The sequence below is a fragment of the Terasakiispira papahanaumokuakeensis genome (genome assembly GCF_001709345.1).
Lineage (GTDB): Bacteria > Pseudomonadota > Gammaproteobacteria > Pseudomonadales > Halomonadaceae > Terasakiispira > Terasakiispira papahanaumokuakeensis.
In genome coordinates this window covers 156,033-167,615 of record NZ_MDTQ01000001.1, presented here as the reverse complement: position 1 = coordinate 167,615, position 11,583 = coordinate 156,033, and the positions used below count along the sequence as shown (strand labels likewise).

Below are 11,583 nucleotides of genomic sequence, written 5' to 3'. Positions count from 1 at the left end.
GGACATCGGTTCTACTCACAAAAAAGCGCGCTCGTGCTCAAGCGCGCAAAAGGACCCCGAGGGTGCGTTTAGGGACATCATCAGTCACAAATTCAATCACTCAGATCCGGCTCAAAAAGCCCCTTTTTCATTTTGAACTTGACCCAGACAATGGCGATCAGGCTGACAATGCCCAACACCACGCCTAAAAGTGTATAGATCAAAGCGGTCATGTCCGGCGATGGCGAGGCGTTGGCGGCCACGTAGGCCATACCGGCAATACCCACGATCTGAGGCAGTGGATAGAACGGTGTACGGTACGGGCGACGATGCTGGGGTCGACTCCGACGCAGCACCATGACATCAATGTGCGCAACGATATAAGCCAGAAGCCAACTGGTCGCGGCTGCGATCACCAGCGAAATAATCTGGTCGGGCTTGATCAACAAAAAGGGGATGAGCACGCCTGCGGCCAGAAACACAATGCCGACCCAGGGCGTGTCATAGCGCGGATGTCGCTTGCCCATAATGCCGAACGCCTGACCATTGTCGGCCATACCCGCCATCATGCGTGGCACCGCAGCCAATACAGTATTGACCGTACTACAGGTGGCGGTGATCCCCATCACCGTGGCAATGATGAGCCCCGACTTGCCAAACACACCATCCACCAGGTCGAGATATGGCAGTGGTGACGTCGTCAGTGTCTCGGCGGAGAGGTAATGACCCGCACCAAGACAAAAGAGCGAGAACAGTACGAAGATGATGCCCAACGACAGAAACATGGCGCGCGGAATACGCTTTTCCGGCTGACGAATGTCACTGATCATCGGACAGACAAACTCGCAGCCGACAAACATCCACATGGCCAACGCGACCAAGCCGATGAAACTGCCATCGACGATGCCACTGATCCCCCAATCAATACCGACTGCGGTCTGGGCAATTTCCGCCGAGGGCGGCTGGATCATTGCCGTAACCCCCACCAGCGCGATAGCGACGACCATGGCAAAAGTAAATACATTCTGCAGTTTGGCAAAGACGTCAGTGCCCAGGATATTGAGTAGGGCCAGTGTTGCCAGCAGCAACACCGGTATCAGATGCGAAGGCAATGTTTCAGGAAACAGTGTTTGTAAAAGTGCATCCACCAGTAAGAACTCGGCCGGAATCGCGAAGATGGCCACAACGACATAGCCAGCAAACACCGACACAATCGCCGGAAAATGGCCGATGGCCTTTTGGGTATAGGTGGCCAGCGTCCCCGCCTGAGGGTACATCAGTGACAGCTCTGAAAAAGACATCGCATTGCAAACGGCCAACAGTGTGGCGACCAACATAGCGGCCAAAAAACTCAAGCCCCCGATACCGAATCCTAGCAAGGCCGATGCCATGGCCCCTTGAACGACTACGGTCCCGATACAGATCGCAATCATGGTTTTGAAACCGAGGTGCTGGTGCGTGGGGTCGCTGACTTGGGGCATCGTCCCGGTCTTTAAAGTGTCTGTCATGATGAGCGTTCTCCTGGCCGGTTTAATTATTGTTGGGCGTACACGGACACACTAGGTTTCAATCTGCACGCTGCTCATCATTCATTCTTGTTCGGTGCTGCCAGAAATTTACCCCTGCTTGCCCCCGTCGCCAAACTCACTCGACCATGGTCGTCCTCCCCCATTCGGGGGATAGCGCTCGGAGAGACCCATACAGAGGATAGAAGCGTTGACGGCCATATGGCGCCGTCCACCTCACTCGGTTCCAGGAGAGAACACCATGACAGCATCCTCTACCCACAGCGACTGGATCTCGGTCACCGGCCTTGAGAAAGGCTTCGAGACAGACTCATACGCGCTAGATAACTCGGCTGACCTCAGCGGCAAGAAAATCGAGCTGCATGACGCCGACGGCAAGGTTCGAAGCCTTGGCATCGACCAAGATCAGCTTCAAATCAACAACGACGAGACGGTCCAGGTCCGCATCACCTCACTGCGTCAGGGCGTCTACCTGCTGGACTGGCTGGACGAGCGTGCACAGCCGACCCAATCCCACACCGTGGTACTGGATACGCTGACCGACAGCTATACCCAGGTTATCGGCACCCTGCCCACGTTCGATGTCATCAAGACCGGACTCTACGAGCGCGCCCTCGGCGGTCGGGCGCTGACCGACGTCAAGGTCGAGATCAGCCACGGTGCCGTCAACCAGGCGTATCGCGAGGACGTCTGTCCGCACGTCAAGACCGATGAACTGATCGGCGTGCGCAACCTCTACCGCTACAGCCCGACCGAGGTGTACGAACACGTCTACCTCAACGAAAACTTCTACACCTGGCACTGCCTTAAGGGTGTGGAAAAAAACCTGTGCGATACCGACGCCTGTCACTACTACAAGATCAGCGACGACCTTTATCTGTTCATCTGGCGCGAAAAAATTGTTCCGACGCTCGGCATCGTCATGATCGATGAGCAAAACCACAGAAGTGACGGCAAGATCTTCGGTGTGGGCGATACCGAAGACGCGCCGCTGGCCAACTTCCCGATGGCTTCCTACTGCCAGCGTCTGAACGAAACGGAGTACCCCGATGAGCACTGAGACCAAGACCATCGTCATTACCGGCGCCGGCACCGGCGTCGGCGAAGCATGCGCCCGCCAGCAGGCGGCACTGGGTCATAATGTGGTACTGATCGGACGTCGCAAGACCCCGCTTGAGGCCTTGGCCGCCGATACCGGCGGGCTGGTACTCTCAGGCGACGCTGCCAGCGCCTCGGACTGGGAGGGCTTCTGCCAACGGATTATCGAGACGTACGGTCGAATCGACAGCCTGATCTGCAGCGCCGGCGGCCATGGTCTCGGCACTGCCACCGAGATAACCGACGAGGACTGGCAGCTGTCGATGCGCCTGAATCTGGATACCGCGTTCTATAGTGCACGCGCCTGCCTGCCGCACCTGATGAAACAGCAAGGCACCATGGTGCTTTTGGGGTCACTGGCCTCGTTCCAGGCCGGCGGTGAGGTGTGCGGCTATACCACCGCCAAGCATGCGATCGTCGGGCTGACGCGCTCGATGGCCCGGGATTTCGGGCCTAAGGGGGTGCGGGTCAACTGCGTCTGCCCGGGCTGGATTCGAACGCCGATGGCCGATGAAGAAATGCAGCCGCTGATGGCGCACTACAACGAATCCCTCGATGACGCCTACACCCGTGTGACTCAGAACGTGCCACTGCGCCGACCCGCCAGCGCCGACGAGATTGCCCACATCTGCGATTTCCTGATCGGCCCGGCGTCGGCCATCATCACAGGCAGCATGATCATGGCTGATGGCGGCTCCCACGTCGTCGATATGCCGACGCTTGCTTTCGAGGCGCTGGCGCCAACCGCCTGAGCCTACAGCGTACCACCGGGCCCATGAGTCCGGCCATTTTTCCTTTCATGACGGGAGTGTGTTCATGAGCATCAACATCGACTACAGCGGCCAGCACGTGCTGGTCACCGGTGGAGCCCAAGGTATTGGCGAAGCCATCGTGACTCGCTTCGCTGAGGCTGGCGCTAGGGTGACGTTGGCCGACATCAACGAAGAACAAGCAAAAAGCGTGGCCGACCGGCTCACCGCCGACGGGCATCAGATCAATGCCTGCCCGGTGGATCTGGCCGACGAGACCGCCACCCGCGCCATGATTGAAGACAACGACCCGATCGATGTACTCGTTCACAACGCCGGCTACTTCCCGCTGACGCCGTTCGAGGACCTGACCCGCGAGCGGGTCGAGCGCACCTTCGCCGTCAACGTGCAGTCGTTGTTCTGGATGACGCAGGCGCTTTTACCGCGTTTCAAGCAACAAGGTAAGGGCGTGATCCTGTGTACCTCTTCGGTCACCGGCAATCGGGTCGCCTACCCGGGTCTGACCCACTACGCCGCTTCCAAGGCCGCAGTCAACGGGTTCATCCGCAACACGGCGCTTGAAATGGGCGGCGCAGGTATCCGCATCAACGGCGTCGAGCCGGGTATGATCCGAACGCCCGCGATGGACAATCTTGGTGATGATGAGCATAGCCAGAGCCTGGAGCGCGGCATTCCGCTGGGCCATCTGGGCGCGCCAGAAGACATCGCCAACGCCATGCTGTTTCTGGGATCCGACCTGGCCAAATACATCACCGGCCAGACCCTCATCGTCGATGGCGGTGCGCTACTACCAGAAAGTGTGACCGCCCTCACCTGAGCAGTCAGAAGGACTTTGTGGCGATAAATTCACGTTGCCCTCACACAGCCGGCTCGTTATGTTGGTGATCTCGACCAAAAGGGAGTCGGCCAGCCATGCAGTCTCCAAAAGACCTTGGCACATACTGTCTCAACGCGTTCACCCGCGCCGTACCCGCATCACTAGCGGCGTTTTACCACATTGATGGCGGCTTAAGTGCGTGCAATTTCCAACTGTACGGTGGTTTCGACCAGATGCATAACTGCTACCTGCGTCGCTACCGCCACCTCGACCCACTTCAGCCTATTTACTGCCAAAGGTTAGGCCGACAAGTCATCTCCCTACGGGACGCCCAAGCACTGCAATCACGTCAACACAATGAGGGTTATCAGCATTTTCTAAGCCAATACGACGTCGTCGATGTGACCGAAGTGTTGCTCTATACCTATAACCGCCCAGTGCTTGGTATCTCATTGTTACGAAAATCGCGTTTCGGTCGGTTTTCCGCCCACGAGCTCGACACACTACAATCGCTTCAGGAAATGCTGCAACTGGCGGTCTCCCAACGCGCCTTCGAACTCGCCCCGGCGCCTACCGAGCCAATACCCGCCGCACTGACCGAACGAGAGACCCAGCTCGTACCGCTCTTACGACAAGGCCTGAGCAACAAGGCGATAGCTCGCGAGCTTGGTATCGCCCCCTCTACGGTCAAGACCCATCTCGATCACCTCTATCGCAAACTAGGGGTCAACAACCGTACCGAGCTAATCGGCCGATTGTATTGATAATCCGCTTGTGTGATTACCGGCCAGCTTCATCATGGCCTTCACGATTCGATCGGTAGGAACATGACCCAGATGGATCTACGTCAGCGGATCTAGACATGAAAATAATTCAAGTTCGCCGTGAAAAGTCACCAATAGCCGTATGCCAGCTCGACGGGCATCATGGGTGCATGATCCATTCGATGATGACCTTTCATGTTGTCATACCGATAGATATTGTGATTTAAAGGAATTCTTCATGTCTGACCAACCGCCGTTTCGTGCCGACATTGTCGGTAGTTTTCTTCGTCCTGAGGCACTCAAACAAGCCCGGATACAATATCAACAAGGTGAGATTAACGCTGTCGAGCTGAAGGCAGTGGAAGATCGTGAAATCCAGCAACTGGTGACCCAACAAGAAGCACTGGGGCTTAGAACTGTGACCGATGGTGAGTTTCGACGCGCCTGGTGGCACTTCGATTTCTTAGAACATCTCAATGGCGTGACCGGCTATCAAGGTGAACAAGGCATTCAGTTTCAAGGGGTACAAACCCGCGCCAAACAAGTCCGTATTGATGGGCCAATTAGTTTTAACCCTGAACATCCGATGCTCGATCACTTCCGTTTTCTCAACAGTATCGCCACCGTTACCCCTAAGATGACGATCCCAAGCCCGAGTGTTTTGCATTTTCGTAATGCAGGTCGCATCGATCATAGTCGTTATGCTCAACGCGAGACCTTCTTCGCAGACCTCGCGGATGCCTACCGTGATGCCGTACACGCTTTCTATCAAGCGGGCTGTCGTTACCTACAATTAGATGACACTGTCTGGGCTTATCTATGCTCAGAAAAAGAGTTAGCCGCAGCCCAGGCTCGTGGACTCGACACATCAAATCTTCAGTCGATTTATGCTGACATGATTAATCATGCACTGGCCGATAAGCCGGAAGATCTTTATGTCGGCTTACATGTGTGCCGAGGAAATTTCCGTTCCACCTGGATCAGTGAAGGCGGTTACGAACCTGTCGCCGAAACACTCTTTGGTCAGGTGGGTGTTGACGCTTGGTTCCTGGAATACGATAGCGAACGCGCAGGGGGATTTGAGCCATTACGTTTTATACCAGAAGGCCATCAGCAAGCCGTACTGGGGTTGATCACAACCAAAGTCGGCACGCTGGAAGATCCCGATGCCGTGCGCGCACGACTCGAAGAAGCAACACGCTGGGTGGCCAAGTCACAACTTTGCTTGAGTCCACAGTGTGGTTTTGCGTCAACTGAAGAAGGCAATCATTTAGCCGAACAAGCTCAGTGGGATAAACTCCGCCTCACATTGGAGATCGCGAACCAGTTCTGGGGAGAATCTTAAGCACTAAGGATAAGACGGTAAGTGCTGAGAACATCTGACTCGTGTTATCCCTATTGTCGCTCAACACCATAGTCGCTCAACATTATGGTCGCTCAACACCATTACCGCTCAGCACCGAGCCCCCGTAGCAGGTAGGGCTCGGTGCTCGCTTAAGCCTAGGACTGATTCAATGAACGTTCTTTTGGCTTACGCATCACCATGAAGTAGAAAAAGATGGCGGTCAGCACAACAAAGAACACACTGTCCGGGCTGGTGAAAAACACCATGGGATTGCCATCACTAATGGACAGTGACCGACGGCAATATTCTTCGAGGCTCGGCCCTAAAACGAAACCCAGCAACATGCACACAGTGGGGTATTGCTGCTTACGTAGATAATACGCCAAGACGCCAAAGACTAACGCCAAGGCCATCTGAAAGGTGGAGTAAGTGGCGACATAGCTACCGACCAGTGCCACCACCGCAATGCTAGAGTAGAGCACATCGCGTCGAATCGACACTAGTTTTAGGAAGTAAGGCCCTAACAAATAGATCGATAGTGGCACCAAGACCAGAGCACTCACGAACAAAGACGCGAACATCGGTGCCACCAGATCCAACTGCTGCGACATAAACTGCGGCCCAGGTTGTAGGCCATTGATCACCAAAACCCCCAAGACAATCGCCGTCGTCGGATCCCCAGGAATACCAAACGTCAGCATAGGCACAAAGGCCCCGCCACACATGGAGTTATTGGCACACTCAGCGGCCGCGATGCCTTCGGGACTGCCTTTGCCGTAGCGCTCAGGATGCTTGGAAGAGCGCATAGATTCGGCATAAGAGACAAACGCCGCCATTGATCCCCCCGCGCCCGGTAAGATCCCGACGGCATAACCGATGATGGCGCTTTTTAGGTATCGCAACAGGCCAATTTCGCGAACTTCAGACCAGGGTGGAATGAAATCCCGGCGGCGAATCAAAGTGCTCTTGATCTTACCCGGGTCTACGGTGAGTAGGCTGCGGCTATCGGCTTGCACCAATAGCTCGCTAATGGCGAAAGTCCCGATGATCAGCGGCATCATTTCAATGCCTTGCACCAGCGCACTGGTACCGAAAGTAAAGCGGGCGATCGGCTGCACCACATCAATACCGACGGAAGCGATCATTACCCCCAGAAGTGTGGCAATCATCCCTTTAGTGATCGAACCTCGTTGCGAAATAATAATGACGATCAGAGCAAAAGCGATCAGCGAAAACTTTCCAGGGGTTCGAATCAGTAAGGCAACATCAGCCGCCAGTGGTGACACCACCATCAACAACAATGCGCCTATTGTGCCCCCGATCATCGACCCCAAAGCCGCATGCCCCAAGGCTTTAGCCCCCTCGCCGCGCTGCTGCATGGGGTAGCCTTCAATCGCCGTCATCATCGACGAGGGCGCACCGGGAATATTGATCGTGGTCGCGGTAATACTGCCGCTACACATGCCCGCCATAAAGATACTGGCGCACGCCACCAAGGCCGTCGAAACGTCCAGACTGTACGTCAAGGGTAATAACAGGGCAATCGCCAGCACCGAAGTTAATCCGGGAACAGCGCCAAAGAGCATACCAATCAGGAAGCCCGCGATCATGTAGAGCAGTGTTTCAGGGTTAGCCAGCGCCGCAAAGCCTCCCAAAATCCCATTCATAGCGTCCATGGTTACAGGCTCCACAACGTTGGCAAACGAACTTGGAAAACGATTTCAAATAACAGATAACCCGCGCCTGTAATCACCACGGTTGCCACTAACTTCATGACGAGATTGTGCTTAATCCCCCCGCTAAACAGAACAATCAGTAACAGCACATAGCCGAGGGTGGCGACCAGGTAACCGAGCCGATCAAAGGCAATGAGATAACCCGCTGTCAGCACGACAACGCCCAGAGCCCCTAGAGAAATCCCCAGGTAACTTGGGCGTTTATCGTCGCCACCTAGACGCTTTGTCGCTGAGCAATCGGGGGCACTGCGATCGGTCTCCAGCGATGCCGCGGCTCGCTGTTGCTGAGCCTGCTTCACGGCTTGGCCCATGGCGCATGCCAGGGCAATCAACATCATGATCGACGTCATGATGGGAAAGAAAGCCGCCGTCATATTGCCGCCTTTCATCGGCGGCCCAAGCTGCAACGCCGAGATCAAATAAATCACCGTGATCACGGCTAATACGGCTGGCACGTAAAAACCACCACCTAACGTTATTCGCTGAGAAGACATATCAACACCCATGAGAATGACACTGCGCCATGCACAACCCAATGCATAGCGCAGTCAGTAGACCCCTTTATGTGCAGGATTTACCTCTCCAACACGCCTTTCTCAACCAGCTCATCCATGGTGCTAAAAAGCTGTTTCTGTGTCGTCTTAGACCATTGAGTGACTTCGTCAGAACCTAACCAGGCAGGCGTCACACCAATCTTTTTCAGCCACTGCTGGAATTCATCGCTGTCATAAGCCGCGTGATAAGTCGCTTCTAGCTTTTCAATCACCTCATCTGGCGTTCGGGCAGGCGCCACCAGCGTGATGAAGCTCCCCATTTGCAGATCAATATCCGGGTTTGATGCCGTCACCGGCGGCACATTGGGGAAGCCTTCATTTTGGGTATCAGAGAATTCGACCAAGCCGCGCGCCTGACCCGATTCAATCAAAGGCGCTAGATCGCCCAGGCTAGTCACAACGGCATCAACCTCACCGTTTAGCAGCGCTTCTTTCTGTGTCGCGGCACTGTTGTCATAAGACACGATTTTGAATTCAGCCCCGGTTAAATCCTGAAGCTGTAACAACGTCAAGTGCGTCCGCGCGCCCATGTTCTGAATGCCAAAGCGAATAGATCCGGGCGCTTTTTTGGCCGCGGCAATGAGATCGTCCAAGTTTTGATAAGGCGCATCGGCAGCGACCGTAATAGCATCAGCTTCCTGAGTGATGCGGGCGATCATCCGCATTTTGTCCATAGTGAAGCCGGGGAGCATCTGTTTCCACGGAATCGTGATGATGCTGTCATAAGTAATTGCAGCAATCGTATGGCCATCAGGACGTGCATTCATCAGTTGCAATAACCCAGTTGCAGTCATCCCTCCAGAAACATTTTCCACATACATGGAAGCCGGGAAGTCATCTTCTGCAATGTTGGTAATTTTACGGACAATGGCATCAGTCCCCCCCCCCGCCGCCGCCGGTACAATCACTCGAACATCACGGCGAGGATAATCAGCATGCGCAAAACTAGCGCCCAACATGGCAAAACAGGCCATACCAAGTAACGTCTTTTTTAATGACAGTGCTTTTTTAAATTGCATCACAGACCTCTGGACTGATCAGGGGTTGAAGGGTTTTCTTCACGAAAAGCGTCTTTCACTGGCGTGGACATTGATCAGCGCAGCATGTCTTGAACAGGTCCCAAACTGCTTGGCCCAGGGCTCAAACTGCTTACCCTAAGCACAATCAATGAATAGCCTAAGCGCAATCAATGACACACGTTGAGTTCTTCCTGTTAAGCTCTTCCTGGCGTCGAGTCCTTCCTGGCCAGATGAAAGTCATCGCTCATGTCATACATCATACATTTGAAGTTAGAGTGACAGGCATGAAGGGACAATACGCCAAACGTCTAAATCACAACTAAAGTATAGATTTAGACGTTTAGATATTTAGCCTTGAGGTGAACCGTATTTAAACAATTCGCATTTAAACGGTTCGCATTTAAACAATCCGCATTTAAACAAACCAATGCCGAGTTCGATTGGCAAACCAGACCAGCGATAACATCACCGGCACCTCCACCAGCACACCCACGACGGTGGCCAGCGCGGCACCGGAATGTAAGCCAAAAAGTGAAATCGCGACAGCCACCGCCAACTCAAAGAAATTCGACGTCCCAATCAGGCACGCAGGCGCCGCCATTGTGTGGGGAAGCTTCAATTGTTGAGCCAGCCAATATCCGATCGCAAAAATGCCATAAGTCTGAATAAGCAAAGGAATCGCAATCATCACAATGGCTTGAGGCTTGGACATGATCGTCTCGGATTGAAAGCCGAATAGCAGCGTCACGGTGGCCAATAGTCCGATAATCGACCAGGGTTTCATCGCCGCCAAAAACGTATTCAAGCGTGAATGATCATCGGCCCGATCCAGTTGGTGACGAGTGGCCGCACCGACCAGCAAAGGCACCAACACATACAAGACAACAGAGATCAGTAGGGTCTTCCAAGGCACGGTGATATCGGTCACCCCGAGCAACAAGCCCGCGATCGGGGCAAAAGCAAAAATCATGATGATGTCATTGAGTGATACTTGCACCAGCGTATAGTTGGCATCACCGTGGGTCAGCTGGCTCCACACAAACACCATGGCCGTACAAGGCGCGACGCCCAACAGAATCATTCCAGCGATATACTCGGAAGCCGTTTGCGGATCGACCCAGTCCGCAAACACTCCTTTGAAAAATAACCACCCCAAAAACGCCATGGTAAAAGGCTTCACCAGCCAGTTAATCACCAGCGTCAGTAACAACCCTTTGGGGTTCTGACCGACATGTCGAATTGAAGAAAAATCAATCTGCACCATCATCGGGTAAATCATCAGCCAAATCAGCACGGCAATGGCGAGATTGACATGGGCGTATTGCCAGCTCGCAACCATTTCGAACGCCGATGGCACAACGTATCCTGCCAAGACGCCAACAATAATCGCCAACCCCACCCACACCGATAAATAACGTTCAAAAAGTCCCACAAGCGTCTCCTCTTACTGGGTCAATGGTTCGGTATGGAGATATCAAGCGCCTGAATGGCTCGACGCTGCTGATCAGGTGATAACGATTGTTCCGCGATCATCTTGAGCTGCATCACCCGCGCGCTCACTTCGTTCAAGCAATGTTTAAAAGCCGCATCAGTCTGCTCAGCCGATACGGCAGAGGGGTCATCTAGCCCCCAATGCACTTTTAACACTGGCCCGAACCAAATAGGGCACTGCTCACCTGCAGCGGCATCACACACCGTGACCACCACATCGGGCTCAAAACCTTCGAAGGCGTCCCAAGACTGGCTGGTTAATCCTGCCGTCGACACACCTTCGGCTTGTAAGTAATGCAACGTGAGCGGGTGGACCTCACCGGCAGGGTGGCTACCGGCACTGCGCGCTTCAATGACATCGCCCGCCAAATGGCGCGTCATTGCTTCAAACACAATGCTGCGACAGCGGTTATGGGTACAGAGATACAGCACTTTCATAATAGGGTTGATGGCAGGGCTGACGACAGGCTTCATGGCAGGGCTC

Annotated in this window: 11 protein-coding genes; 5 read left to right on the top strand and 6 right to left on the bottom strand. The window is 54.3% G+C overall.

Features of this window, described 5'->3' with window-relative positions; genetic code table 11:
* Positions 1-92 precede the first annotated feature (92 nt).
* On the bottom strand, positions 93-1,487 hold the full coding sequence (locus BFW38_RS00735) for an APC family permease (RefSeq protein ID WP_068996666.1): 1,395 nt from the start codon (positions 1,485-1,487) through the stop codon (positions 93-95).
* Between the two features lie 259 nt (positions 1,488-1,746).
* Here BFW38_RS00735 and BFW38_RS00730 point away from each other — a divergent pair, with 259 nt between their 5' ends.
* The 5 genes from BFW38_RS00730 to BFW38_RS00710 all read left to right on the top strand — a co-directional run bounded on the left by BFW38_RS00730 (position 1,747) and on the right by BFW38_RS00710 (position 6,299).
* Positions 1,747-2,565 (top strand): MoaF C-terminal domain-containing protein, encoded by an 819-nt coding sequence (locus tag BFW38_RS00730; protein ID WP_068996665.1) that lies wholly within the window; start codon positions 1,747-1,749, stop codon positions 2,563-2,565.
* Positions 2,555-3,355 carry an SDR family NAD(P)-dependent oxidoreductase gene (locus tag BFW38_RS00725; protein WP_068996664.1) on the top strand — a complete coding sequence of 267 codons (801 nt, stop codon included), beginning with the start codon at positions 2,555-2,557 and terminating at the stop codon, positions 3,353-3,355. Before BFW38_RS00730 ends, BFW38_RS00725 begins: the two co-directional genes overlap by 11 nt.
* Before the next feature lie 64 nt (positions 3,356-3,419).
* On the top strand, positions 3,420-4,190 hold the full coding sequence (locus tag BFW38_RS00720; protein ID WP_068996663.1) for an SDR family oxidoreductase: 771 nt from the start codon (positions 3,420-3,422) through the stop codon (positions 4,188-4,190).
* Between the two features lie 233 nt (positions 4,191-4,423).
* Complete coding sequence (locus tag BFW38_RS00715; protein WP_175400909.1) at positions 4,424-4,954, top strand: helix-turn-helix transcriptional regulator; 531 nt, start codon at positions 4,424-4,426, stop codon at positions 4,952-4,954.
* A 238-nt stretch (positions 4,955-5,192) separates the two neighbouring features.
* A complete protein-coding gene (locus tag BFW38_RS00710) occupies positions 5,193-6,299 on the top strand; it encodes a 5-methyltetrahydropteroyltriglutamate--homocysteine S-methyltransferase (protein WP_068996661.1) in 1,107 nt (368 codons plus the stop codon).
* 155 nt (positions 6,300-6,454) lie between these two features.
* Here BFW38_RS00710 and BFW38_RS00705 read toward each other — a convergent pair whose 3' ends face one another.
* The 5 genes from BFW38_RS00705 to BFW38_RS00685 form a co-directional block, all read right to left on the bottom strand.
* Positions 6,455-7,975 (bottom strand): tripartite tricarboxylate transporter permease, encoded by a 1,521-nt coding sequence (locus BFW38_RS00705; protein WP_068996660.1) that lies wholly within the window; start codon positions 7,973-7,975, stop codon positions 6,455-6,457.
* 2 nt (positions 7,976-7,977) lie between these two features.
* Positions 7,978-8,529 carry a tripartite tricarboxylate transporter TctB family protein gene (locus BFW38_RS00700; RefSeq protein ID WP_175400908.1) on the bottom strand — a complete coding sequence of 184 codons (552 nt, stop codon included), beginning with the start codon at positions 8,527-8,529 and terminating at the stop codon, positions 7,978-7,980.
* An 80-nt stretch (positions 8,530-8,609) separates the two neighbouring features.
* Positions 8,610-9,608 carry a Bug family tripartite tricarboxylate transporter substrate binding protein gene (locus BFW38_RS00695; RefSeq protein ID WP_068996658.1) on the bottom strand — a complete coding sequence of 333 codons (999 nt, stop codon included), beginning with the start codon at positions 9,606-9,608 and terminating at the stop codon, positions 8,610-8,612.
* Positions 9,609-10,023: 415 nt separating this feature from the next.
* Positions 10,024-11,040, bottom strand: a complete 1,017-nt coding sequence (arsB, locus tag BFW38_RS00690; protein ID WP_068996657.1) for an ACR3 family arsenite efflux transporter — start codon at positions 11,038-11,040, stop codon at positions 10,024-10,026.
* A 20-nt stretch (positions 11,041-11,060) separates the two neighbouring features.
* A complete protein-coding gene (locus tag BFW38_RS00685) occupies positions 11,061-11,573 on the bottom strand; it encodes an arsenate reductase ArsC (protein ID WP_245686042.1) in 513 nt (170 codons plus the stop codon).
* Positions 11,574-11,583 lie beyond the last annotated feature (10 nt).

Bases quoted from the DNA above. Each gene is read 5' to 3' on its own strand.
- BFW38_RS00735 (WP_068996666.1), bottom strand. From the start codon at position 1,487: ATGACAGACACTTTAAAGACCGGGACGATGCCCCAAGTCAGCGACCCC.
- BFW38_RS00730 (WP_068996665.1), top strand. From the start codon at position 1,747: ATGACAGCATCCTCTACCCACAGCGACTGGATCTCGGTCACCGGCCTT.
- BFW38_RS00725 (WP_068996664.1), top strand. From the start codon at position 2,555: ATGAGCACTGAGACCAAGACCATCGTCATTACCGGCGCCGGCACCGGC.
- BFW38_RS00720 (WP_068996663.1), top strand. From the start codon at position 3,420: ATGAGCATCAACATCGACTACAGCGGCCAGCACGTGCTGGTCACCGGT.
- BFW38_RS00715 (WP_175400909.1), top strand. From the start codon at position 4,424: ATGCATAACTGCTACCTGCGTCGCTACCGCCACCTCGACCCACTTCAG.
- BFW38_RS00710 (WP_068996661.1), top strand. From the start codon at position 5,193: ATGTCTGACCAACCGCCGTTTCGTGCCGACATTGTCGGTAGTTTTCTT.
- BFW38_RS00705 (WP_068996660.1), bottom strand. From the start codon at position 7,975: ATGGACGCTATGAATGGGATTTTGGGAGGCTTTGCGGCGCTGGCTAAC.
- BFW38_RS00700 (WP_175400908.1), bottom strand. From the start codon at position 8,529: ATGTCTTCTCAGCGAATAACGTTAGGTGGTGGTTTTTACGTGCCAGCC.
- BFW38_RS00695 (WP_068996658.1), bottom strand. From the start codon at position 9,608: ATGCAATTTAAAAAAGCACTGTCATTAAAAAAGACGTTACTTGGTATG.
- BFW38_RS00685 (WP_245686042.1), bottom strand. From the start codon at position 11,573: ATGAAGCCTGTCGTCAGCCCTGCCATCAACCCTATTATGAAAGTGCTG.